This is a genomic window from Bacillus sp. 05T21 (assembly GCF_056396785.1).
On sequence record NZ_JBFTMD010000007.1, the window covers coordinates 145,989 to 170,414 of the forward strand.

The 24,426-nt window shown below is 35.5% G+C and carries 19 protein-coding genes and 1 pseudogene; 8 read left to right on the forward strand and 12 right to left on the reverse strand.

Annotation, left to right across the window (positions count from 1 at the left end):
* Positions 1-32: 32 nt before the first annotated feature.
* Both uvsE and AC1DKZ_RS15685 read left to right on the forward strand, forming a co-directional pair.
* Positions 33-986 (forward strand): UV DNA damage repair endonuclease UvsE, encoded by a 954-nt coding sequence (uvsE, locus tag AC1DKZ_RS15680; RefSeq protein ID WP_002184518.1) that lies wholly within the window; start codon positions 33-35, stop codon positions 984-986.
* 128 nt (positions 987-1,114) lie between these two features.
* A complete protein-coding gene (locus AC1DKZ_RS15685) occupies positions 1,115-3,793 on the forward strand; it encodes a DUF4084 domain-containing protein (RefSeq protein ID WP_476996560.1) in 2,679 nt (892 codons plus the stop codon).
* 16 nt (positions 3,794-3,809) lie between these two features.
* On the opposite strand, the gene AC1DKZ_RS15690 is transcribed toward AC1DKZ_RS15685, so the two are convergent.
* Both AC1DKZ_RS15690 and AC1DKZ_RS15695 read right to left on the reverse strand, forming a co-directional pair.
* A complete protein-coding gene (locus AC1DKZ_RS15690; protein WP_002016329.1) occupies positions 3,810-3,956 on the reverse strand; it encodes a quorum-sensing peptide PapR in 147 nt (48 codons plus the stop codon).
* A gap of 89 nt (positions 3,957-4,045) precedes the next feature.
* A complete protein-coding gene (locus AC1DKZ_RS15695; protein ID WP_002016331.1) occupies positions 4,046-4,903 on the reverse strand; it encodes a helix-turn-helix domain-containing protein in 858 nt (285 codons plus the stop codon).
* A gap of 410 nt (positions 4,904-5,313) precedes the next feature.
* On the opposite strand from AC1DKZ_RS15695, the gene AC1DKZ_RS15700 reads away from it, so the two are divergent.
* Positions 5,314-5,637 (forward strand): hypothetical protein, encoded by a 324-nt coding sequence (locus AC1DKZ_RS15700; RefSeq protein ID WP_016127619.1) that lies wholly within the window; start codon positions 5,314-5,316, stop codon positions 5,635-5,637.
* Positions 5,638-5,649: 12 nt separating this feature from the next.
* Here the strand turns inward: AC1DKZ_RS15700 and AC1DKZ_RS15705 are convergent, their stop codons facing one another.
* From AC1DKZ_RS15705 to AC1DKZ_RS15720, 4 genes are read right to left on the reverse strand one after another with little or no spacing between them, the layout of a single operon-like run.
* Positions 5,650-6,252: a response regulator transcription factor gene (locus AC1DKZ_RS15705; protein ID WP_002089785.1), complete on the reverse strand. Its 603-nt coding sequence runs from the start codon at positions 6,250-6,252 to the stop codon at positions 5,650-5,652.
* Complete coding sequence (locus AC1DKZ_RS15710; protein ID WP_078176162.1) at positions 6,249-7,379, reverse strand: sensor histidine kinase; 1,131 nt, start codon at positions 7,377-7,379, stop codon at positions 6,249-6,251. The genes AC1DKZ_RS15705 and AC1DKZ_RS15710 overlap by 4 nt, the downstream gene beginning before the upstream one ends.
* Positions 7,380-8,114 carry an ABC transporter permease gene (locus AC1DKZ_RS15715; protein ID WP_002184514.1) on the reverse strand — a complete coding sequence of 245 codons (735 nt, stop codon included), beginning with the start codon at positions 8,112-8,114 and terminating at the stop codon, positions 7,380-7,382. It abuts the gene before it with no gap.
* Positions 8,111-9,013 (reverse strand): ABC transporter ATP-binding protein, encoded by a 903-nt coding sequence (locus tag AC1DKZ_RS15720; RefSeq protein ID WP_002184513.1) that lies wholly within the window; start codon positions 9,011-9,013, stop codon positions 8,111-8,113. Before AC1DKZ_RS15720 ends, AC1DKZ_RS15715 begins: the two co-directional genes overlap by 4 nt.
* A 157-nt stretch (positions 9,014-9,170) precedes the next feature.
* Here AC1DKZ_RS15720 and map point away from each other — a divergent pair, with 157 nt between their 5' ends.
* The 3 genes and pseudogenes from map to AC1DKZ_RS15735 all read left to right on the forward strand — a co-directional run.
* Entirely contained in the window at positions 9,171-9,965 is a 795-nt protein-coding gene (gene map, locus AC1DKZ_RS15725) for a type I methionyl aminopeptidase (protein ID WP_002184512.1), read from the forward strand.
* Positions 9,966-10,511: 546 nt separating this feature from the next.
* A complete protein-coding gene (locus AC1DKZ_RS15730) occupies positions 10,512-11,909 on the forward strand; it encodes a M28 family metallopeptidase (RefSeq protein WP_002184510.1) in 1,398 nt (465 codons plus the stop codon).
* 334 nt (positions 11,910-12,243) lie between these two features.
* Positions 12,244-12,419 (forward strand): annotated as a pseudogene (locus AC1DKZ_RS15735) (type I methionyl aminopeptidase); the annotation flags it as partial.
* 189 nt (positions 12,420-12,608) lie between these two features.
* Here the strand turns inward: AC1DKZ_RS15735 and AC1DKZ_RS15740 are convergent.
* The 3 genes from AC1DKZ_RS15740 to AC1DKZ_RS15750 form a co-directional block, all read right to left on the reverse strand.
* Complete coding sequence (locus AC1DKZ_RS15740) at positions 12,609-15,584, reverse strand: Cna B-type domain-containing protein (RefSeq protein WP_476996561.1); 2,976 nt, start codon at positions 15,582-15,584, stop codon at positions 12,609-12,611.
* 1,605 nt (positions 15,585-17,189) lie between these two features.
* Positions 17,190-18,860 (reverse strand): arginine--tRNA ligase, encoded by a 1,671-nt coding sequence (argS, locus tag AC1DKZ_RS15745; protein ID WP_002184507.1) that lies wholly within the window; start codon positions 18,858-18,860, stop codon positions 17,190-17,192.
* The gene (locus AC1DKZ_RS15750; RefSeq protein WP_002089794.1) at positions 18,860-19,297 is read right to left on the reverse strand and encodes a YwiB family protein; all 438 of its coding nucleotides are present in this window, start codon (positions 19,295-19,297) and stop codon (positions 18,860-18,862) included. Before AC1DKZ_RS15750 ends, argS begins: the two co-directional genes overlap by 1 nt.
* 148 nt (positions 19,298-19,445) lie before the next feature.
* Between AC1DKZ_RS15750 and AC1DKZ_RS15755 the strand changes: the two genes are divergently transcribed.
* Positions 19,446-20,486, forward strand: a complete 1,041-nt coding sequence (locus tag AC1DKZ_RS15755; RefSeq protein WP_476996562.1) for a S66 family peptidase — start codon at positions 19,446-19,448, stop codon at positions 20,484-20,486.
* Positions 20,487-20,511: 25 nt separating this feature from the next.
* On the opposite strand, the gene AC1DKZ_RS15760 is transcribed toward AC1DKZ_RS15755, so the two are convergent.
* The gene (locus AC1DKZ_RS15760; protein WP_002130097.1) at positions 20,512-20,874 is read right to left on the reverse strand and encodes a YxeA family protein; all 363 of its coding nucleotides are present in this window, start codon (positions 20,872-20,874) and stop codon (positions 20,512-20,514) included.
* Positions 20,875-21,108: 234 nt separating this feature from the next.
* Between AC1DKZ_RS15760 and AC1DKZ_RS15765 the strand changes: the two genes are divergently transcribed.
* Entirely contained in the window at positions 21,109-22,146 is a 1,038-nt protein-coding gene (locus tag AC1DKZ_RS15765) for a PTS sugar transporter subunit IIC (RefSeq protein WP_476996563.1), read from the forward strand.
* Between the two features lie 277 nt (positions 22,147-22,423).
* Here AC1DKZ_RS15765 and speB read toward each other — a convergent pair whose 3' ends face one another.
* Both speB and speE read right to left on the reverse strand, forming a co-directional pair.
* Complete coding sequence (speB, locus tag AC1DKZ_RS15770; protein WP_002016350.1) at positions 22,424-23,296, reverse strand: agmatinase; 873 nt, start codon at positions 23,294-23,296, stop codon at positions 22,424-22,426.
* A gap of 218 nt (positions 23,297-23,514) precedes the next feature.
* Entirely contained in the window at positions 23,515-24,342 is an 828-nt protein-coding gene (gene speE / locus AC1DKZ_RS15775; RefSeq protein ID WP_476996564.1) for a polyamine aminopropyltransferase, read from the reverse strand.
* Positions 24,343-24,426: the final 84 nt, after the last annotated feature.

Genomic DNA, 24,426 nt, shown 5'->3' on the forward strand with positions numbered 1-24,426 from the left:
GAAATTTCAAGGGCCAAGGAGGTGCATTACATATGATAATTCGATTTGGATATGTCTCACATGCTACGGCATTATGGGACTGTTCGCCTGCCAAAACAATGACATTTACAAGCTGGAAAAAGCTAAAAAAACAAGAGCGTGAAGATAAATTATATAATGTTACACTGCAAAATCTAGAACACACAATACGCATCCTTCATTACAATATTGCACACGAAATTCCATTATATCGTTTATCATCTTCTATCGTCCCGCTTGCAACACATCCTGAAGTTGAATTTGATTACATTCAACTATTTGCTCCACTATGGCGTAAAATAGGAGCATTAATTCAAGAACACAATTTACGCGTAAGTTTTCATCCCAACCAATTCACACTATTTACAAGCGACAAACCACATATTACAACTAATGCTATTACAGATATGACCTATCATTATAATGTGTTAAATGCTATGGGAATTGCAGATTCTTCCTACATTAATATCCATGTAGGTGGTGCGTATGGAAATAAGGAGAAGGCAATCGAACGTTTTCATGAAAACATACAAAAACTCCCTTACCATATAAAAGGACAAATGACTCTTGAAAATGACGATAAAACGTATACAACTTCTGAAACTTTGGCTATTTGTCAAAAAGAAAAAATCCCTTTCGTGTTCGATTATCATCATCACATAGCGAACCTTTGTAATGAACCGCTAGAAGAATTACTTCCTATGATATTTAAAACTTGGTCACATACAAATGTCCTTCCTAAAGTTCATATTTCTTCTCCTAAATCCGAAAAAGAATTTAGAGCTCACGCAAATTATATTGATTTAGAGTTTATTAAACCTTTTTTACACATTACAAAAAAAATTGATCATGATTTCGATATTATGATTGAAAGTAAACAAAAGGATTTAGCACTTCTTCAGTTAATAGATGAAATCTCTTCTATAAGAGGGATAAAAAGAAAAAATGGCGCAACGTTACAATGGTAAATTGTAACGTTGCGCTATTTTTTTCAAAAAAAAGTAATTTTTATAGTAAAAAACATCCCCGTTTGTATGCTACTATTTAGATTAGCATTTTCCCCTGAGATTCAACCTTATTGAAACGGAGTCATAATATGATTAATCAAAAAAAATATGTACAATTTGTCATGATGTATATAATTATATTTTCTCTTTGGATATTCCTTATCCCTAAGGATTTAAATATAAAAGAAATTGGAATTCTCTTCTTATTTTGTTTTGCTGCACTCTTTTCTTGCTATTGCTTATATAAAGCAATTAAAAAAATGAAGCGCGGTGATAAACTATTTTGGGTTTTACTACTATGTACTTGCATATGTGGACTAATTATGGAAATAACTTTATTTCTTCATTCACTTTCTATTTATGATCAAGTTATATTCTCATATGAATCACTACCTTTTTTTATCATACAATATATTTTGCTTTTTTCTGGCTTTGCTATAAAGTTTATAAAACATTACTCCATTAGGGGTCTTGCTCAATTTTCATTCGATAGCATATTCATTATTATTATGAATATTTATTTTATCTTAACCTTTATTTTAGATATTTCAAGCTTTCGTATGTTAACAAAGGACACGTGGATTTTGATTGGGTATTTTATCGCACAATCATTAGTAATTTACGCCGTTATTAGCCTATATAGAAGAGAACGGTATTCTTCTAGTAGAATCTCATTAATTATTGGCTTTACTATCATACTTGTGTACGGATATATACATCTATTCCAATTAAACACGGGAATGGGAACTTCTTCTGAAGTCTCTTATTTAATACATACTGCTTCGATTTTACTAATCGGTTTATCGTCCATACTGTACATTTTGGATAAACCAATGCAACATGAAACGAAAACGAAATATTATCGATTCGATTATGTACGCTTTATATTACCTTATTTTGGTATAATCATTACTTTTTCCTTTGTTGTTATTCAACCTTGGGATGATAAGTTCATGCTAATCGGTCTAGTATTATCACTAGTATTATTAATCCTACGACAACTTTACATGTGGAAAGATAATCAAGTGTTAATCGATACGTATGAACAGTTGACTACACAACTAGAAGATGAAGTTGAAGAAGGCGTATCTGCCCTATCAAAAAGTGAACAACGTTATAAATCTTTATTCGAAGATCATCCTGATGCTGTTTTTTCTTTAAATATGAACGGGATTTTTCAACAATCTAATAAGGCTTGTGAAAGTTTATTTACAGCCTATTATTGTGAAGTAACAAGCTATTCTCTTCAACACTTCATTGATCCACAAGATCATGAATTATTGAAGAAATCTTTACAAATTACAAAAGAAGGTAGACCACAAACTCTAGAAATTCGTACAAAAGAAAAAGAAGGCTATTATTATCACCTTCACATTACATTCATCCCTATTTTTATAAATAAAGAAGTTGTTGGGATGTTTGGTATCGCACGTGATATTACAACTTTATATGAAAAACAAAAGCAAGTAGAGCATATGGCTTTCCATGATGCACTTACAGGACTACCGAATCGACGGAAATTCGAAAAAGATTTAAAAACGATTTTAAATCTAGCTCAAAACAACACTAATGACGTTGCGGTTATGTTCCTCGACCTAGATCGATTTAAAAAAATTAACGATCGACTCGGCCATGATGTCGGGGATTTATTATTAATTGAAGTAGCAAAAAGATTACGTGGATGTTTACGTTCAAAAGATATCGTTGCCCGCCAAGGCGGAGATGAATTTACGATTCTATTACCAGATATGTACTCTGAAAAAAGTGCTTCTTTTATAGCTGAACAAATTTTAACTATCTTAAATAAGCCTTACTTTATTAAAGATGAAGAACTTTCTGTTACACCGAGTATCGGAATTGCAATGTACCCTGACTATGGAACCGATGTAACCGAATTAATGAAAAATGCAGATATGGCTATGTATCGAGCAAAAGCTAATGGGAAAAATAGATTCATTTTCTTCTMAAAAGAAATGAGTATTGCACAAAATGAAATACACTTCCTAGAAGGTGAACTTTCAAAAGCTCTGCAACAAAATGAATTTTCCCTTGAATATCAACCGCAAGTAAATACAAAAACAAAACAAATTATCGGTTTTGAGGCATTAGTTCGCTGGAAACATCCAAAACTCGGAATTGTATCGCCTGCCCAATTCATTCCTCTAGCAGAGGAAACAGGATTTATTATTGAACTTGGCAATTGGATTTTACGTACCGCCTGCTTAGAAGCAAAAAAGTGGCATAACCAAGGATTTTCTCACTTAAACGTTGGTGTAAACTTATCTGTTGTTCAATTTAATCACGCATATTTAATATCAACTATTTCAAAGGTCTTGGAAGAAACAGAACTAAAGCCGGAAGCGCTAGATATTGAGATTACAGAAAGTATCGCAATTAATCAAAATCATTCTGTAATTGCTAAACTAGAAGAACTTCAAAATCTCGGTATCCAAATTTCAATTGATGACTTTGGAACTGGTTATAGTTCTTTAGCTTATTTAACGAAATATCCAATCAATACATTAAAAATTGCTCGAGAATTTATTTGTGGAATTACAAATAGCCCTTTAGAAGAAGCGATTATCGCTTCCATTATTAAGCTATCGAAAGAATTAAATTTAGAGGTTATTGCGGAAGGTGTAGAAACAGAAGAACAATGGAAGTTTTTACATGAACAAAACTGTGACCATATTCAAGGATTCCTCTTTAGCAAACCTGTTTCTAGTAAAGATGTTTGGATGTTACTCCACAAAAAAACAACCGTCTAAGTAAGACGGTTGTTTTTTAGTACTCAAAAGGTACATCTGAAGCTAATTGTATCTCTTGATCATTATAGGAAATCACTTGACTTTTCTCTAAAGCTGTATCTCCTAGTGAAATACCCCATGCCATCGCTAACGTTAATAGACTACCAATAAGTAGTTTTTTCATATTCCATCACCCACATTTTTTCTTTAAATATATCATGAAAATTTATCCATATCGTATGCAATTATGCATATTTGTTTTTTAGGTCTTTTTTATTTCTTCATTTTTTTTATAAGTGATTCTTTTAATGCATGGATTCCTAATATATCGAAAAAGAAGCACGCTTTTTCATAAGCATCTTCAATTTCTGCTCTATCACACTCTAGCTTTTCTAGGCATTCACCTTTTTGATAGTATAACTGTCCAATCAATGTCATACTATTAATTTGACACGATAGTTCAATGGCTTTGTTTACGTGACAAAGCGCTTCTTCATATTGATTATCTAAGTATAATGCTTTTGCATGATTATGTCTCACCTTCACATCAAACTCTTTATTATCATGCAATGCCTCTAATTGTTTTAATATATTTTCAAATAACTCAATACTCTTCTTAAAATAGCCATTTTCAGCATAAATGTTTGCAATTGCGTTTTCAATATAAAGATTCTGATATACATCTATTCCTACCAATTGTTGATTGAGCAATTTCTTTAATTCTAAAATACAATAATCGTAATCGATTTTTTTCAATATGTAAGCAGCTACATGATATTGCCATTGAAGAAATTGCTCAAGCTCGGGATGATATTCTTCCTTCTTCAACTCATTCCATACCCTATTATAAATTTCTTTATATTTCTTTTGCTTACAAAGCATAATAATTTGATCTTTTAACTGCTTATTCCTCTCAATATCAGAATAAATGAGTACCTCATAAAAATGAATAATGGGAACTTGTAATTTCGCCGCAATACCTTGCAATATATCCATACTTGGGTATACCGCGCCCGATTCAATTCGGCTCACTTCCGATTGGTGACATATATTATCGGATAACCGTTTTTGTGTTAATCCTCTCATCACCCTAATTTTCTTTATTTCGCTTCCTAATTTTTCTGCGTGCATACTTACTCACCATCCCATTATAACAATCTAATTTTTTAAGTTGTCATACCACTACAATAATGTGAATTCGACAATTTTTGATATGAAATAATGCATAATATATATAAAATTCGGCAAATTTTTCATACAATCCATCTCACATAATATAATAGACTAGTAATTTTATAGATAAATTATAGAAAATTTGCCCGTGCTTTCGTTACATTCGGTCTTCTTTATCCTTTATCAGCAGAAGCTATTCACACCCAAGAACTAGATAGAAATGAAGTAAAAGTTGAAATTGCTCAGCCTAGTTTAACGATAAAAAAATTAACACAACCTCAAAATAATACGAAAAAAATATGGCGAAAAAGTATTTAAAAGATGAGATAAACGAGGCTAAAGCTCAACAAGAGTGAGTGACAACTGAAATGAATGTAGATTCCCAGCCTACAAATAAAGATACAAAAGTAAATAAAACCGAAGTTCGCCTTGCACAAACTTACAAAAACTATAAAGTATATGGTCAAGATCTCATTGTAAAAGTAGATAAAAATGGAGTAATTACAACTGTTAGTGGTAAAGTTGTCCAAAATTTAGACCAACAACCTAATCTTACTATAACAAATTTTTTGTCGAAAAATGAAGCAAAATCTACATTACGTACTACACTTCAAATTCCAAGCGACTCAGCTGAGACGGAATTCTCTAGTGAAACCGTTGTTTATAAGAAAAAAGAAGTTTACCACTCATAGGTAAACTTCTTTTTATATCCATCCCTTTTCTTCCGCAATTGTAATTGCCTCAATTCTATTTTTTGCTTCCAGTTTCGCTAATACTTCAGAAATATAATTACGTACTGTACCAGGCGAAAGATAAAGCATCTTAGCAATTTCATTTGTAGTCTTTCCTTCTTTCGCAAGTACCAGCACTTCTTTTTCACGATCTGATAGCGGATTTTGTTCCTGCCATAAGCCAAACATTAGCTCCTGCGAAATTTCTCGCTTCCCTTTCATGACATTTCGAATTGCTGAAGCTAAGTCCTCGCTTGGGCTATCCTTTAATAAATACCCGTGAACACCAGTTTTCATTGCCCGTTCAAAATAACCTGGTCGTGCAAATGTTGTTAAAATCATTACTTTACAAGGTGACTTTTCCTTCTTCAGCGCTTCAGCAACATCTAAACCACTTTGAATCGGCATTTCAATATCCATAATACTTATATCAGGCCTTAGCGATTCGATTAATTTTAACGCCTCTTCCCCATTCGCAGCCTGACCAACTACTTCAATATCATCCTCTAGATCAAGCAGGGCTCCTAACGCACCACGAAGCATTCGCTGATCTTCTGCAATAATAATTCGAATCATGCCCTCACCTCATCTTTTCCTGTTCTAATAACAACTGGTACTTTTACTATTAATAGTGTCCCTGGATTTATCGTATTTAGTTCAACAAACCCATCAATAAGGGCGATCCGCTCCTTCATACCGCGAATACCGTTTCCATCATGATTTTGATTTTCCAAACCTACGCCATTATCCTCTACTTTCAAAATCAGTTCACCTTGCGATTCTAATACAGATACAATGCACTCCGTCGCCTTACTATGCTTTACAATATTCGTAACTGCCTCACGCAAACACATTCCTAAAATATTTTGTTCAATTGGTGATAACGAACTAGAATTAGCTTCTTGTTTTACTTCTAATTCAATATTAGCCGCTTGTAAAATTGCTTTTATTTGCTCAAGTTCTTCTTCCACTGTAATCATACGCATATCAGAAATTAACTCGCGCAGTTGTTTTAAAGCAGTACGAGATGTTTGTGTAATCTCCTTCGCCTCTATACTTGCGCGTTCTGGATTCTTCACAATCAATTTCTCCACAAGCTGACTCTTTAAAGTAATAAGAGATAACGTATGCCCTAACGTATCATGAAGATCTCTTGCGATTCGCTGACGTTCTTCACGTTTTACTAAGTCTTTAATTTGTTCGTTTGCTTCGTTTAGTTGATTTTTTAACATCTTTTTTTGATTAAAATTACGCATTCCAAATGGCGTAAGAAGCATTAAAATAAACATTGGAACTATATTCACTAAATTTGTAGTTGTTAAATGCTTAAAATATACGAATATAAAGGCCCCAAGCATTGTAATCAACAGTCCTAACAACACTCGAAATACTTTCTTACTTGGCGCAAAGCCCATCGCACTTGCCGTGAAAAAACCAAAAAATATCATAAAAGCATTATAAAATAAGGCAAATAAAAAGATGAGTACCATTTGAATACATGCCCATAAAATGAACGTCTTATTAACAAAATAAAGTTGACGGTATGTGATAATAAAAAGCACCAACATACCGCTCCCTATCCCAAGTTTCCACCCTGATACCTGCGTTAGATGGTAAATCGGAAATAACAGATACACTAACCACATATACGGGAAGAAACCCATCTGTTTCGGAAAAACTTCAAACCTCTTCTTCTCTATCATTTATACCGCTTCCTGTCTTTTTCTTATATATATTGATACTACAACAAATATAAGGAAATAACCTCCTAGTACCGCGATATTTTCCCAACCAACTGATTTCCCAGCTACAATGTCCCATGCACCGCTTCCAAAGTGGTATGTTGGTGTCCATTCACCAATAGATCTTAATATTTTCGGAAACACTTCAATTGGCATCCATAATCCACCGATTACAGCCAGACTCATATTTAAAATATTGGCTAAACCAGCTGCTGCATCCGCCTTCTTAATTGAACCTATTACTGTTCCAAGGGCTAAAAATGGTGTCACGCCTAGTAATAGCCATAATCCTGCACCAATCCATTGGCCTATCGTTAACTCAACATTATTAATTAATATTCCTGCCATAAAAATAACTAAGATTGAAAAAGCATTCACTACTGTTTGAGCAATAATTTTAGCTGCTAAATATGCTCCCTCTGGAAGCGGTGTAATTTTTAACAAATGTGTCCATCCTTGCCCTTTTTCCTGAGAAAGTCTCACACCGAAACTAAAAAGGGCAGTCCCTACAATACTGAAAGTCGCCATTGAAATTAAATAATGTGCTTTCCATGCATCTCCGTTTTGCGGGACTTGAACAACATTTGTAAAGATGTAATAAAACATAACTGGCATTAATAATGAGAAAAAGATGAATAATTTATTGCGGAACGTACGTAAAACCTCTATTTTACATTGCATCCATAATGCTCTCATGCGATTCCCTCCTTCTGATTTGCAACAAACTGTTCAAATGCTTCATCGAGGCTTCCACGTTCAACTGAAACGTCTGTTACAGGTAGATTCCTCTGATAAATTGCTTGTAAAGTGGCATCTGTATCTTCCGTCGTTAAAGTGAAGCGCCCTTCATTTGACTGTACTTCTGTTACATGCGGTAAGTCCTTTAGTAAACTCTTAGGAATTTTCTCTTTCGAATAAAACGAGATTGTTTTTCGAGAAATAGTCGCTTTCATCTCATCTGGTGTGCCATCTGCGATAATCTTTCCGTTCGCAAATAATAAAATTCGATCTGCTAGCGCATCCGCTTCTTCTAAATAATGTGTTGTTAAAATAATCGTTTTCCCTTCACTTGCTAATTTTCTAATCGTTTCCCAAAACGTTTTTCGAGATGTTATGTCCATCCCTACAGTTGGTTCATCTAAAAATAACAACTCTGGATTCCCTGCAAGTGCCAGCGCAAAATTTAACCTTCTTTTTTGACCGCCCGATAATTTCTCACATCTTTGCTTTCTTTCTGGTTCTAAGTTTGACAACTGCAGTAATATTTCTTTCTCTACAGGATTCGTATAATAACTACGGAATAACTCAATTGCCTCTTCTACCGTGATACTATCAATCACACTTACTTCTTGTAGCATCGCACCAAGGCTATTACGAACATCTCTATGCTTCGGACTCTTTCCAAATATAGAGACATTCCCCTCTGTCGGATCTTTTAATCCGAGCATCATTGAAATTGTCGTTGTTTTCCCCGCACCATTTGGACCGAGTAATGCTACTATTTGTCCTTTATTTACATGAAATGAAACGTTATTTACTGCTTTTTTATGTTTAAATGTTTTAGAAACACCATTTACTTCAATAATCTTTTCCATCTCTCCACCCCCGCCGTTTCTTATATTTACATTGTATGTGTTGGAAAAGTTAGGAAACAGTATGATGCGTCATGACATCCATATGACAATTGTCATGTATTCTTTGTGAGAGGAATCAACCCGCATACTGCAAGCGAGTAGCAGGAGCAAAATAAACATGATACAATCGGATAAGATATATATTCGAGGAAGGACAGTGGTTTTCATGATTATTCGTAATGAACAAGATTTAGAAGGTTTACGAAAAATCGGCCGCATCGTTGCACTTGCACGCGAAGAAATGAAACAACAAGCGAAGCCAGGTATGACAACGAAAGAGCTTGATTTAATTGGTAAAAAAGTATTAGATGAGCACGGTGCTATATCAGCACCTGAAAAAGAATATAAATTCCCAGGTGTAACTTGCATTAGTATAAACGAAGAAGTTGCTCACGGTATTCCAGGAGATCGTGTATTAAAAGAAGGCGACTTAGTAAACGTAGACGTATCAGCAGCACTTGACGGTTATTATGCAGATACAGGTATTTCATTTGTTCTTGGTGAAGACGAAAAAAAAGAAAAGCTATGCCAAGCTGCGGTAGATGCGTTTTGGGAAGCAATGAAAAAAATAAAAGCTGGATCAAAACAAAACCAAATTGGTCGTGCTGTTTCTAACTTTGCACATAAAAATGGATACAACGTTATTCAAAACTTAACTGGTCACGGCATTGGGCTTAGCTTACACGAGGCTCCAAATCATATCTTAAGCTACTATGATCCAATGGATAATGCACTTCTAAAAGATGGTCTTGTTATCGCTGTAGAGCCATTCATATCTATGAAAGCAGATCATATTATTGAGCGCGGGGATGATGGTTGGACATTCGTTACACCTGATAAAAGTCTTGTTGCACAATGTGAGCATACAATCGTTGTAACACGTGGCGAACCGATTATCTTAACCGAAATATAATAAAAAGCAGCCGTTTTGTAGATTCCTGTTACTGAAACGGCTGTTTTTTATTATTTTTATGCATGTAAAAGCTTATATAAATAAAAAGGTGGTGCATCAAAGCATCACCTTCTTAACGGGGTGAGGCTGTCCAAAAGTACGGAAAACTCTTGAACAGCCTCGTATTTTCATATGGATGCCTTACATATATCACTGATGATAATTATGAAATGCGGAAACATAGTTACCATCACATGATTCAAACATGAGAAAAGAAACCCTATAACGGATTCCTTTTCCCTACATAATCTAAAGTTTGGGTACACTAGATTCATGCAATGTAGGAGCCTTCAGAACAGAAAGCAAACCTTCATTTAGAATGATAGCATACATATACTCACTAAAAATATGCAAATATACATATAGCGTTTCTTATCCCACTCATTAACGTTTTACTTTATTTCTCAATGTTAATAGATTGAAATTTCAGAAATCCAAGAGTAAAATAAAGTCGTTATCCGTCTTCTTTTGTCAGTCAGAGAGAATAGAAGAATGGGAGAGGAAAAAATGAGAAAATCACTGAAACAAAAAATAGTAAGCTCCTTGCTTACTGTATCACTCGCCTTTAGCTTAGCTCCAATTGTTCAAGCAAAAGCTGATTCTACATCAGAAATTACACAGGCCCCATCTATTACAAAACAAGTTGATGCAAGCCGCGCCATCGAACATATCCGTTTCTTATCCGAGACAATCGGTCCCCGCCCTGGTGGTACAAAATCAGAAGAATGGGCTTCTCGCTACGTTGGTATGCAGCTTAAATCAATGGGATATGAAGTAGAATATCAGCCCTTTCAAGTACCGGATCAATACGTTGGATTTATCGAATCACCATTATCCACAAAACGTAATTGGCAAGCTGGCGCTGCTCCCAATGCACTAATTTCTACAGCAGCTATCACAGCACCACTTATCTTCGTTAAAAATGGAACAAAATTAGATGAAATTCCGAATGAGGTTAGCGGAAAAATTGTTTTATTCGAACGAGGTGCAACAGTAGCGGATTATAATAAGCAAGTTGAAAATGCTGTTAGTAAAGGGGCAAAAGGGGTTCTTTTATACAGTTTAATTGGAGGACGCGGAAACTATGGACAAACTTTCAATCCTCGCTTAACGAAAAAACAATCCGTACCTGTATTTGGCCTTGCTTACGCTCAAGGGAATGCATTTAAAGAAGAAATTGCGAAAAAAGGAACAACAATCCTTTCTTTAAAAGCTAGACACGAATCTAATTTAACATCACTAAATGTCATTGCAAAAAAGAAACCAAAAAATAGTACAGGTAATGAAAAAGCAGTCGTTGTAAGTTCGCACTATGATAGCGTCGGTGGCGCACCTGGTGCCAATGATAATGCTTCTGGGACTGGATTAGTATTAGAATTAGCTCGTGCTTTTCAAAATGTAGAAACTGATAAAGAAATTCGCTTTATTGCTTTCGGTTCCGAGGAAATGGGTTTACTCGGTTCGGGTTATTATGTGAATAGTCTATCTCAAAAAGAACGTGACCGTATTTTAGGTGTCTTTAATGCTGATATGGTGGCAACAAATTATGATAAAGCAAAGAATTTATACGCTATGACTCCTGATGGTTCTACAAACCTTGTAACGGATGCCGCTTTACAAGCAGGTAAACAATTAAATAATGATCTCGTTCTTCAAGGAAAATTCGGTTCTAGTGATCACGTGCCATTTGCTGAAGTGGGTATTCCCTCCGCTCTATTTATTTGGATGGGTGTCGATAGCTGGAATCCATTAATCTATCATATCGAAAAGGTATACCATACACCTCAAGATAATGTATTCGAAAACATTTCACCTGAACGTATGAAAATGGCATTAGAGGTCATTGGAACCGGTGTCTATGATATCCTTCAATCTAACGTGAAAGCAGGACAAAAAGCTGCTTAATACTATTTCCAAGCTACCGATTAATCGGTGGCTTTTTATTAAGGAAAAATAAATATGTATAAAAACATGTTTATTACATGGCATTATCATATAGAATAAAAAATTGCAAAATATGCATAATAGCATATTTATTACATGGTATTACCATGTAGAATAAAAATTGTAATAATAGTGATTACGTCTAATAAAGAGGCTTTTCCATTATGAAAAAATTATTCTTGCAGGTGCGTTAACTTTAACTTGAATTTCAGGAACTAATGCCTTTATTCCTGAAACAAACGCTGCTGCAGCTACTCAAGAACAAAGCTTTACAGAATACTATTTCTAAATTCGCCATAAAAATGGCCATACAGTCATCCAAAACTTAATGGAACATGGTCATTGATCTTAAATTACATGAGATACCACACCGCATTCTAAGCTTATGGTCCAATGGATAATAGACTTCTTAAAACCGGTTTTGTTATCGCTTTAGAGCCGCTTATCTCTATGAAAGCTGACCATATTATTGGGCTGCCGATTGAGTCCAACTTGAAACTGTTCTCTTTTTCTATAAAAAAACCCTTCAGGTTGCATTCTTCTCTTCACTTTATCGTGAAGTTTTTTGAATACTTACCTAAAGGGCGTAATATCAATAGTAATTTTTCAACTTGTCTGCTACTCAGATTACGGTTTAATCAATAATCTAAAGCTCTTTTATTATTTTATTAGCTGACGAGCAAATAGAATTCCACCTAAAAGGAACAATACCATACCGCCAAGAATTGAAATCGTTTCTGCTGATGTTCCTCCTGTGTTAGGAAGTAATGTTGGCTTATCATTTTCTGTAGTAGGTGGAACTTTTGAATCGCTATTTTTGTCTGTATTTGTGTTTGGATCTGTGCTCGGATCTTTTGGATCTGTGCTTGGATCTTTCGGATCTGTGCTTGGATCTTTCGGATCTGTGCTTGGATCTTTCGGATCTGTGCTTGGATCTTTCGGATCTGTGCTTGGATCTTTTGGATCTACACCTGGTTCGTCCTTGATTTTTGTATTCGTGATGTCATAACCATTTACTTCGGATTTGTATCCCGCTACTGGTTGTTCTTTCACTTCATACTTGTACGCTACTCCGTTTGCATCATATACTTGTAGTTTTTCAAACGTGTACTTCCAGTTTGTTGCCACGCTTACTTCTTTCGTGTCAATCACTTTTCCATTTTGTAATAAGTCTACTTTGATGGATACTGGACGATCTATTGCGTTATTATCATCCCAAACTTTCTTACCACTGATTTCTGTTGTTTCTGTATTTTTGTAAGTGTTCGTAATTGTTGTTCCGTCTACTTTTGTTTCATATCCGTTTACTTTTACTTCACTTACTGTGTACTTGAACTCGTTTCCTTTTTCATCGTACTTTGGTAGATCTTTGAAGCTGAAATTCCAGTTACCTTCTTTATCAGCTTTYACTTCTTGCTTGTTAAACTCTTTACCATTTTGAAGCAATTGAACCGTAATACTTTCTGGGCGTGTGTTGAACTTRTTGTTGTAGTCTTCCCAGACTTTCTTACCACTAACTTCAGTTGTTTCTGTATTTTTGTAAGTGTTCGTAATTGTTGTTCCGTCCACTTTTGTTTCATAGTCTTTCACTTTTACTTCACTTACTGTGTACTTGAACTCATTTCCTTGTCCATCGTACTTTGGTAGATCTTTGAAGCTGAAATTCCAGTTGCCTTCTTTATCAGCTTTCACTTCTTGTGTTTGGAACTCTGTTCCATTTTGAAGCAATTGAACCGTAATACTTTCTGGGCGTGTGTTGAACTTRTTGTTGTAGTCTTCCCAGACTTTCTTACCACTAACTTCAGTCGTTTCCGTATTTTTATAAGTGTTCGTAATCGTTGTTTCGTCTACTTTTGTTTCATATCCGTTTACTTTTACTTCACTTACTGTGTACGTGTACGCATTTCCTTGTCCATCGTACTTTGGTAGATCTTTAAAGCTGAAATTCCAGTTGCCTTCTTTATCAGCTTTTACTYCTTGCTTGTTAAACTCTTTACCATTTTGAAGCAATTGAACCGTGATGCTTTCTGGGCGTGTATTGAACTTRTTGTTGTAGTCTTCCCAGACTTTCTTACCACTAACTTCTGTTTTGTCCGTATTTTTGTAAGTGTTCGTAATCGTTGTTCCGTCTACTTTTGTTTCATATCCGTTTACTTTTACTTCACTTACTGTGTACGTGTACTCGCTTCCTTGCTCATCGTACTTTGGAAGATCCGTGAAACTAAAGTTCCAGTTGCCTTCTTTATCAGCTTTCACTTCTTGTGTTTTAAATTCTGTTCCATTTTGAAGCAATTGAACTGTGATGCTTTCTGGGCGTTTACCAAACTTATTGTTGTTGTCATTCCACATCTTCGTTCCTGAAACAGATGTAGCTTTCACTTTATTTGGAATATCCAGTTCGACTCCATTTTCATCATCTGATTTTATTTCAAACTCTACTTTTTTCTGAGGATCGAAATCAATATAGTCTGGAGCTGAAGCCTCTTGTACATAATATTTACCTGGTGATAATTGAGGAGTTTCAACTATCCCTTTTTCATTTGTTTTATATTCGCCCCCAACTTGTTCACCAGACTCTTTATACAACTTAAACGAAACATTCGGAATTACTTTTTCTTTATTTCCTTCAATATGCTTAACAATTTTCAGCTTTCCTTTTGGAACCTTGTTACCAGTAGCACCACCGCCAGCTGTCATATTTTCGACTGGGTGACTACCCGATTCATTAACTGGTTCTTCGTTTAGAACTTGGTAATCAATCGTATAATCATTCTTAAAAAACTCTTGCTTCTTTCCGGCTTCCGTTATAGTAGATGTATAACCAATCGAAAAGGCAGCAAGACCCGCTTTATCCTTATTAAGCACAACTTTAAATGATCTGTCACCAGTAAAGGTAATCGTTCCGTAACCTTGCTGTTCAAACTCTTGTAGCGTTAAATATCGATTACCTAGGTAATTATCTACACTTATATAGAAACTATCCTTATTAAGTGTTTGACCTTCCTGTAAATTATCAGTCACAACAATATCACGACTTAACTCTTCTTTATTTAAATTTATATTCAAGAACCAACGTACTTCATTGTCCTTACCTGAGTTCATATCACCAGTTTTATAAAAAAACGGTGGCTTTCCAGGATCTGTGCCACCGCCACTACTTGGACCGGTAATTGTTACAGACTGCTTATCTACAGTTGTACCGAAATTGGTTTCAATCTCTTTCTTTTGATCCGTTCCTACATTAGTGGCTTCCACGAAAAAGTTTAAATACCCTTGAATATTTTCATATGTGCTCACTTTATCATTAAATGTACATACCACAGTACCTGCAGTGACTTTACAAGTACCATAGTCATCTAATGGAAACTCCCTATCTAATCCTTTTAATTCTGGAGGCAGTGTTAATGTTAGTGTGTCTCCAGGCTTCAGATTAAGTCCATCTTTTTCACTGAAGTTTACAGTGACTTTAGTCCGTTCTGTGGTACTTAGATTTGTTTTACCAATCTGAAAACTATCCACAAGTCCTGCTGTGTTTAGTTCTTGTGCATTTGCTACTATAGGTAGCAAACTCTGACCTATAGTAAACATGAAAATCATTATAATCGAAAAAATCGAAGTAACTCTTTTTAAATACATATTTTATGTTATCCTCCTATAAAATTAAAAATAGATAGATCCTGGTACAAGCATACTATAACAAAGGTTCTACAATTCAATGTCATTAAGCCAATTTACTAAAATATGTTTGACAGCTATTATCATCTTTTTCTCTTTTTCAATCCTTCTATTACTTAGAAACTTGCAGTTTGGCTCTTATATAGATTCGTCTAATTCCCCTGACATTTCATTTCTCGTATATACTGTTTAACAAAAACAGATACAGGACAAATTTTGATAAAGAAATTCAAATTACAAGTACACATGAACGGACCATAGAATAACTTTAAAGTCAGAAGAAGACAGTTCGAAAAGCACTCACGATAAAACTCATAACAGTCTTTCGTCTTATTATGCCGTAGAGTTCTCGAAATTTCTTCATATTCAGCGCAAACGTTTGCCCTATAAATACAGAAAAATTCGTTACCGACAAGTATGGCCTAGCTACTTCACAGTAAATATGCATTTGGTCAACTTCCTTACTTATCCTCCTAAAGAATAACAAGAAGTACCATCTATAATCGAAATTAGCATATCAGCCAAGGAAAGTTCGAACTGTGAAACATACTTGGATACTCGTATTCTAAAAGATGTTATTGAAGATGCGTTTTCTGCCATTATAAGTTGCGGTGAAATTGGCCATATGTTAAAACCTTTTGTGTTTAGTTACACAGCCGACCTACACACCGAAACAAGTAGAACAAGAAGCGTTCCACCGCCAGCATTATATAATTAAAAACGCTCTGGATGAAGTATTGTTTGCCTATGCAAGATGATAGTCATATTCTCCAAATTTGAATACAGTGGACCGAATTTGGGGGTAACTAAAAAAGAGTATGATTGTCAACTGATTTCATGTAAATCGCATAGAAATACGAAATTCAGCCTTTTCATTTTTGGAGTATATAAATGAGTGTCGAGAAAAAACACTTTGCCTAATGGGTTCCATGGCTATGTCGAAGAATTAAAATGAGCTTATATATGATGATAATATCAAAACCGAGAGATTTATATCCTTTCATTATTTTTTATCAAATCATGAAAACTTCAATTGTACTATATGTACTATTTTAAACATATCCCCCTAGTTTCTTGACTAAGCTGGAAGTTTTCAAGATTAATTACTAATTGGTTAGATACTTGGTTAGATGAATTGTTATTTTAGTATTTGGCATAGCTGTAACAATGTTTTTTACAACAATCACACCATTTCCTAGTAACATTCCACCAACTAATAATACATATATGGATTTTTGATAATTTTACCCCCAACAGTCTATTATTCTAGAATCGTTCCTAAAAATCAATAGTTAATTGGTATTTTACTATTTTCACTTCATCACCATAACATATATTTGTCACATGTATTTATATTAGAAAACTGAAATAAAAAAAAGAGACAGCTCTGCCATCTCTTTTTTATTTCAGTTTACCCTCATCAAGACGTACGTGAGGTTCTTCCCCATACGTCTTTTCGTTGATCTTCTTTCTTTGACATCTAATCAGTGTATAGACTGATCAGATGTCTTTATATCAACTTGTATATCACTTCTAAACAAAAATAAGTATCTTTTCTTTTGTCTATTACATTTTTTCTGGTGCAGATACTCCTACGATTGCTAATGCATTTTGAAGTGTAGTGCGTACTGCTTTCATTAATTCGTAACGAGCTTTACTTAATTCTAAGTTATCTTGGTTTAATACTTTTTCTGCATTGTAGAAGCTGTGTAATGCTGCTGCTAATTCAAATGCATAGCTTGTAATGCGGTGTGGCAGACGTTTTTGCGCTGCATCCGCAACTACAGCTGGGAATTCACCAAGTTTTTTCAGTAACTCTACTTCTTTCTCAGAAGTAACAAGTTTGTAATTCACGTCTCCGCCTGTAGCTAATCCTAACTCTTCACCTTGACGAAGGATACTGCATACGCGAGCATGAGCATATTGTGCATAGTATACTGGGTTTTCATTAGATTTTGATACAGCTAAGTCCATATCAAAGTCTAAATGAGAATCACCGCTACGCATTGCGAAGAAGTAACGCATTGCGTCCACGCCTACTTCTTCCATAAGCTCACGAAGTGTAACTGCTTTACCTGTACGCTTACTCATCTTCATTTTTTCACCATTTTGGTACAGTTGTACCATTTGGATGATTTCTACTTCAAGTGTTTCTTTATCGTAACCTAGCGCTTGAATAGCAGCTTTCATACGAGGAATGTAACCGTGGTGGTCAGCACCCCAAATGTTGATTAGCTTATCAAAACCACGCTCTAATTTATCACGGTGGTAAGCGATATCTGGTGTTAAGTATGTGTAAGAACCGTCGTTTTTAATTAATACACGGTTTTTATCGTCACCATAAGTCATTGAACGGAACCAAGTTGCTCCGCCTTCTTCAAAGATTTCATCACGCTCTTTTAATACAGCAAGAGCTTGATCAATTTTTCCGTTTTTGTATAATGATGTTTCTGAGAACCACACATCGAAGTTAACACGGAAGCTTTCTAAGTCTTTTTGAAGTTTTGCTAACTCATATTTTAAACCGTATGAACGATAGAATTCATAACTTTCTTCTGCATCAGCTTTTGCATAACGATCGCCAAACTCTTCAGCTAAGCGTTTACCGATTCCAATGATGTCCGCACCATGGTAACCGTCTTCTGGCATTTCTTTCTCTAAACCTAAAGCTTGCATGTAACGAGCTTCAACAGAAAGAGCTAAGTTATGAATTTGGTTACCAGCATCATTAATGTAGTACTCACGAGATACATCATATCCTGCTTTTGCTAATACGTTACATAAAGTGTCACCTACTGCCGCACCACGTGCATGTCCTAAGTGAAGATCACCTGTTGGATTCGCAGATACGAACTCAATTTGTACTTTTTCACCTTTACCAGTATTCGTTTCACCGTATGCTTCACCAGCGTTGACGATTGTTGGGATTAAGTCTGTTAAGTAGCTATTATCCATGTAGAAGTTAATGAAACCAGGACCAGCGATTTCAATTTTTTCAATAGAAGCTTTTGCTTTATCGAAGTTTGCAACTAAGTCTTCTGCAATCATACGAGGTGCTTTTTTCGCAACGCGTGCAAGTTGCATTGCCATATTTGTAGAGAAGTCACCATTTGTTTTATCTTTTGGAGATTCTAATACAACGTTTGGAATTTGTTCTTCTGTCGCTAGTTCTGCCTTTAATACAGCAGCTTGAATTTCTTCTTTAATCAATCCTTTTACTTGTTCTAAAGAATTCATTATTTTGCCTCCTTCAAATTAAGTGTAATTGTATATCTGCCAGCTTCTTGTTCACTTAGAAGCAATGCGTACGTTAAGAAGAGTTGTCCTTTTTTCTTTTCATCCGACCATTTAAAAAGAACGTTATCAGTTTTCGTTTGCAATGCAAACGTACCAAGTTCACTCGTATACGTACCAGTTGTCCATTCACCTTTCACATGCGTCTGACGCATAGAAATAGCACCTGAACGCATAATGAGAACTTGTTCATCTTGAATTTTAATAATTGTTTTCACTTCGCCTTGTTCGTTCGGCTCTTGGAATGTTATATATGTACCTTGACCTTTTACATAGTATTGACCATTTGCTTCAAAAGCAACGGTTTCCTTCCTCGCCCCTTCACGGATTTCTGTTACGAAATGAACGTGTACCGGCAAGCCTGCAAGTTGTTTCTTCACGTCTTGCACACCCTTCAAATGTTATAGATATTAAATACTACTTATAATAAATCACTTTTCCTATCATATCAAAAAAAGACTCTGTCTGTCTGCTGAAAAATCAGGAAAACTCCTTTTCAAAAAATAATTCACCTTCACTTTATTTCATATGTTAAAATATTTTTTAAATCTAAATATTCTTTCATTTAAAGGGGTGAATTTGGTGCTACCAACAAAATTAAAAAAAGGTGATGAAATAAGGGCTATTTCACCATCTTGTAGTTCAAGTATTGTCTCAAATGAAAACAGAGACCTTGCTATAAAAAGATTAACCGACATAGGCTTTCAAGTTACATTCTCAAAATATGCTGATGAGATAGATCGATTCGCTTCCTCTTCTATTTCTTCACGAGTTCAAGACCTCCACGAAGCATTTAGAGATCCTAATGTAAAAGCCATTTTGACGACACTTGGCGGATACAACTCTAATGGTTTATTGAAACATCTCGATTATGATTTAATTCGAGAAAATCCGAAAATTTTCTGCGGTTATTCTGATATTACCGCTTTAAGTAACGCGATTTATGCTAAAACAGGCTTAGTTACATATTCAGGTCCTCACTTCTCTTCATTTGGAATGGAGAAAGGGCTCGATTATACGACCGATTACTTTTTAAAGTGCTTAACTTCTCATGAACCTATTGAAATACTACCAGCTGAAACTTGGAGCGATGACTCTTGGTATATGGATCAAGAAAATCGAGAATTTATTAAAAATGAAGGATATGTTTCAATTCAAGAAGGGGAAGCGATGGGAGATATTATTGGTGGCAATATGAGCACATTTAATTTACTGCAAGGTACACCATATATGCCAAGCTTACAGGGCAAAATTTTATTTCTTGAAGAGGATAGTTTAACAGGAAAATCTACCCTAAAAACTTTTGATCGATATTTACATTCTCTTATGCATCAACCTGACTTTGAACATGTAAAAGGCATTGTTATAGGACGAATGCAAAAAGGAGCAGAATGTACGATAGAAGACATTCAAGAAATGATTGCTTCAAAGCCTGAACTTACACATATACCTATCATTGCAAATACAAGTTTCGGACATACAACTCCTATTTTTACTTTCCCAATTGGCGGAAGGGCAAAAATCATTTCTAATAAAGAAAGTTCAGCTATCACCATTTTAACGCACTAAAAAAGGAGCGAACGATTCGCTCCTTTTATGGTTTTTCTATTTTTTGCAACGCTTTTTGCGGGATTGATTCTTTCGAGATTTCAGCCCATCCTTTTCCCTGCATACCTTTTGCATAAATTTTTATAAAAGCACCCGTATGCAATTCACGGTTCACCATTCTTTTAATAACTTGTAGCTTTCCATCTTCTGTATACCCTTTAAATGTATACAAATATTCATCGTCTTTTTTCTCACTTTTATCTATAACAGCATAATAATCTTGTATTTCTTTATTTGAAAAGAAGTTGTCTACAAAAGCATGCACACCTTCTGTTTTCGTGTTTAAATAATATGCTGTTCCACCTAAAATAATGGCGAACACAGCTAAAACTTTAATTACCAATTTCATAAATGCGCCTCCTGTTTGCACTTCTTTCTCACTAGCCGTATGTCTATACCTGTATTATACGAAAAAAGGCATACTATACTCTATCGAAATGCCTTACACTTTCCTTACATTATTGTAAGAGTTTTTCACCTTACAGCAATTTCCCAATAAAAATTTTTTCCGTTTAACAAACTTTTATATTATTATTGAATGATACAAATTTTTATTACAAAAATCAAAGGAGACAATTTTCAAATGGCTATCTTGCAAGGTTTAGCACTATTACTTGTTGTACTTTGTCTATTTACACTTTTCAGTTACCGTGCGCCTTACGGAATGAAAGCAATGGGCGCTTTAGCTAATGCAGCAATCGCAAGTTTTCTTATTGAAGCATTTCACCGTTATATTGGTGGAGAAATGTTTCATAATGACTTTTTACAATCAGTAGGAGTAGCTTCTGGTAGCATGAGCGGTGTCGCAGCGGCAATTTTAGTCGCATTAGCAATCGGTGTCTCACCCGTATACGCTGTTTTAATCGGTATAGCTACTAGTGGATTCGGTATTTTACCAGGATTTTTCGCTGGATACGTTTGTGCTTTCGTCGTGAAATTTCTCGAAAAGAAATTACCAGCTGGTGTAGAATTTTTAGCAATTCTATGTATTGCCGCACCAATTTCACGTGGAATGGCCATGCTTATGGATCCACTCGTTAACGCAACACTCGGTAAAATCGGTTCTATGATTTCAGTTGCGACTACAGAAAGTCCTATCATTATGGGTATTATGCTTGGTGGATTAATAACAGTTATTTCTACATCTCCATTAAGTTCTATGGCACTAACTGCAATGCTTGGATTAACTGGTTTACCAATGGCAATTGGTAGTCTTGCCGTAGCAGCTTCTGCCCCAATGAACTTCATTTTCTTTAAACGACTAAAAATCTGTTCAAAGAAAGATACAATCGCCGTGGCAATCGAGCCGTTAACACAGGCCGATGTTGTCTCAGCAAATCCAATTCCTATCTATATGACAAACTTTGTTGGCGGTGCGCTTGCCGGTATTATTACGTCGCTATTCCAGCTCGTTAATAATGCACCAGGGACAGCATCACCAATTCCAGGACTTCTCGTACTGTTCGGATTTAATGATGTAATAAAAGTAACGATTGCTGCCGTATTATGTGGAATCGTTACCACTATTATTGGATACGTCGGTTCCATTGTGTTCCGCAAATATCCAATCCGTTCTGCTGATGAAATTCGCGGAATTACTTCGGAAGAGAACGTTGCGTAAAGAAAGGGAGCTATTCTCATCGTTTGAGAATAGCTCTTTTTTATGTCGCGTGACGGTAAGTGAAATTATATTGAACACAACTCCGCATATATCGACGTTTCGACAAAGGATATCGACTTAACTACTAAATAAGACAATAATAACCTACCTATTAATAAAAGAAGCCGGCTCAAAACACTTTTTGAGTCGGCTTCACTTTTACTTTATCCAGCTACAGCGGCTAGAATGATCGGTGGCTTCGCTTCTTCCTCACATTCTGAGCGAGCTGCCTACGCTTTTATTTAACCCAACCGAGCAGCATTTCCCGCACGAATTTGCTTGCTGCGATTGGTGTTTGATCACTATGATCGTAGACTGGAGCTACTTCTACTAAGTCTGCTCCGACTACTTTTATATTTGAATTTGCAATTGCTACGATGGACTCTAATAGTTCTTTAGATGTGATACCTCCAGCTTCTAATGTTCCTGTTCCAGGAGCGTGAGCTGGGTCTAATACGTCGATGTCAATTGTGACATAGACTGGGCGTCCTGCAAGTTTCGGTAATACTTCCTTTAACGGTTCTAATACGTCAAATTTATATAAGTTCATACCTACTTCTTTTGCCCATTCGAATTCTTCCTTCATTCCAGAACGAATACCGAAAGAATATACGTTTTCCGGACCAATTAAATCGCACACTTTACGAATTGGTGTAGAGTGGGATAAAGGCTCTCCCTCATATGACTCACGTAAGTCAGTATGAGCATCCATATGGATGATTGCTAAATCCGGATATTTTTTTGCCATTGCCTTAAAAATTGGCCAAGACACTAAGTGCTCTCCGCCGAGACCTAGTGGAAACTTACCGGCATCTAATAGTTTTGTTACATATTCTTCAATCATGTCTATGCTGCGCTGTGGATTCCCAAATGGTAATGGGATATCACCCGCATCAAAATATTTTACCTCTTCTAGTTCACGATCTAAATACGGACTATATTCTTCAAGACCGATTGATACTTCACGAATACGTGCAGGGCCAAAGCGAGATCCTGGACGGAAACTTACTGTCCAATCCATAGGCATCCCGTAAATAACTGCCTCTGACTCTTCAAAACTTGGATGACTTTTAATAAATACTTTACCTGAATAAGCTTCATCAAAACGCATATTCTTTTCCTCCTTATGTGGAACTTAAGGTATCCCAACCTTTCACTATTTCTCAAATTTGGAGCGCATTGCTCCTCTTTCTCGATTTACCTGGGCCTTCTTGTTATCACAAGAAGACTACTTCATTTGTAGCAGTGTAAGTAACTAGCATGTTCAAGCCTTCTAGACAAACACCTTAAATGAGTTACTTACACTTTATTTATTTCAATTTAACGCTCTTACTTAATTAAATCGCCAACAAATTTCGGTAATGCGAATGCTGCATTGTGTAATTCTTTTGTGTAATATTTCGTTTCGATTTCATGGAAACGCTCTTCACTTACTTCTAATGGATCATGTTTTTTAGATCCGATTGTGAACGTCCAAAGTCCACTTGGATACGTCGGAATGTTTGCTGTGTATAGACGAGTAATTGGGAAAATCTCTTTTACGTCTTTAAACACAGTTGTAATTAGTTCTGGTGTAAACCAAGGGTTGTCCGTTTGAGCAACGAAAATACCATCTTCTTTTAACGCTTTAGAAATTCCAGCGTAGAAGCCTTTTGTAAATAGGTTTACTGCTGGGCCTACTGGCTCAGTAGAATCTACCATAATTACGTCATATTCATTTTCGCTTTCTGCGATGTGTAGGAAACCGTCTCCTACTTTTACTTCTACACGCTCATCATCTAATGCGCCTGCAATTGATGGTAAGTATTGTTTAGAGTACTCAATTACTTTTCCATCAATTTCAACAAGAGTTGCTTTCTTTACGCTTGGGTGTTTTAATACTTCACGAATAACACCACCATCGCCACCACCTACTACTAATACGTTTTCAGGGTTTGGATGTGTAAATAAAGGTACGTGCGCTACCATTTCATGATAAACGAACTCGTCCCTTTCTGTTGTCATAACCATGCCATCTAAAATAAGCATGTTTCCGAACTCTTCCGTTTCAACCATATCAAGTTTTTGGAATTCTGTTTGCTCCGTATGTAATGTGCGGTTAATACGCGCCGTAATTCCAAAATGCTTTGTTTGCTTTTCAGTGAACCATAGTTCCATCGTACAATCACGCCTTTCAATGCAAATTTATAATAGGGACATCATTAATGTCCCCTAACAAAAATAAAACAAAACATCCAAAAA

What these genes read in the sequence shown, in the direction of transcription:
- uvsE (WP_002184518.1), top strand. Translation starts at nt 33, where the DNA reads ATGATAATTCGATTTGGATATGTCTCACATGCTACGGCATTATGGGAC.
- AC1DKZ_RS15690 (WP_002016329.1), bottom strand. Translation starts at nt 3,956, where the DNA reads ATGAAAAAACTACTTATTGGTAGTCTATTAACGTTAGCGATGGCATGG.
- AC1DKZ_RS15695 (WP_002016331.1), bottom strand. Translation starts at nt 4,903, where the DNA reads ATGCACGCAGAAAAATTAGGAAGCGAAATAAAGAAAATTAGGGTGATG.
- AC1DKZ_RS15700 (WP_016127619.1), top strand. Translation starts at nt 5,314, where the DNA reads ATGAATGTAGATTCCCAGCCTACAAATAAAGATACAAAAGTAAATAAA.
- AC1DKZ_RS15705 (WP_002089785.1), bottom strand. Translation starts at nt 6,252, where the DNA reads ATGATTCGAATTATTATTGCAGAAGATCAGCGAATGCTTCGTGGTGCG.
- AC1DKZ_RS15710 (WP_078176162.1), bottom strand. Translation starts at nt 7,379, where the DNA reads ATGATAGAGAAGAAGAGGTTTGAAGTTTTTCCGAAACAGATGGGTTTC.
- AC1DKZ_RS15715 (WP_002184514.1), bottom strand. Translation starts at nt 8,114, where the DNA reads ATGAGAGCATTATGGATGCAATGTAAAATAGAGGTTTTACGTACGTTC.
- AC1DKZ_RS15720 (WP_002184513.1), bottom strand. Translation starts at nt 9,013, where the DNA reads ATGGAAAAGATTATTGAAGTAAATGGTGTTTCTAAAACATTTAAACAT.
- map (WP_002184512.1), top strand. Translation starts at nt 9,171, where the DNA reads ATGATACAATCGGATAAGATATATATTCGAGGAAGGACAGTGGTTTTC.
- AC1DKZ_RS15730 (WP_002184510.1), top strand. Translation starts at nt 10,512, where the DNA reads ATGAGAAAATCACTGAAACAAAAAATAGTAAGCTCCTTGCTTACTGTA.
- argS (WP_002184507.1), bottom strand. Translation starts at nt 18,860, where the DNA reads ATGAATTCTTTAGAACAAGTAAAAGGATTGATTAAAGAAGAAATTCAA.
- AC1DKZ_RS15755 (WP_476996562.1), top strand. Translation starts at nt 19,446, where the DNA reads ATGTTAAAATATTTTTTAAATCTAAATATTCTTTCATTTAAAGGGGTG.
- AC1DKZ_RS15760 (WP_002130097.1), bottom strand. Translation starts at nt 20,874, where the DNA reads ATGAAATTGGTAATTAAAGTTTTAGCTGTGTTCGCCATTATTTTAGGT.
- AC1DKZ_RS15765 (WP_476996563.1), top strand. Translation starts at nt 21,109, where the DNA reads ATGGCTATCTTGCAAGGTTTAGCACTATTACTTGTTGTACTTTGTCTA.
- speB (WP_002016350.1), bottom strand. Translation starts at nt 23,296, where the DNA reads ATGCGTTTTGATGAAGCTTATTCAGGTAAAGTATTTATTAAAAGTCAT.
- speE (WP_476996564.1), bottom strand. Translation starts at nt 24,342, where the DNA reads ATGGAACTATGGTTCACTGAAAAGCAAACAAAGCATTTTGGAATTACG.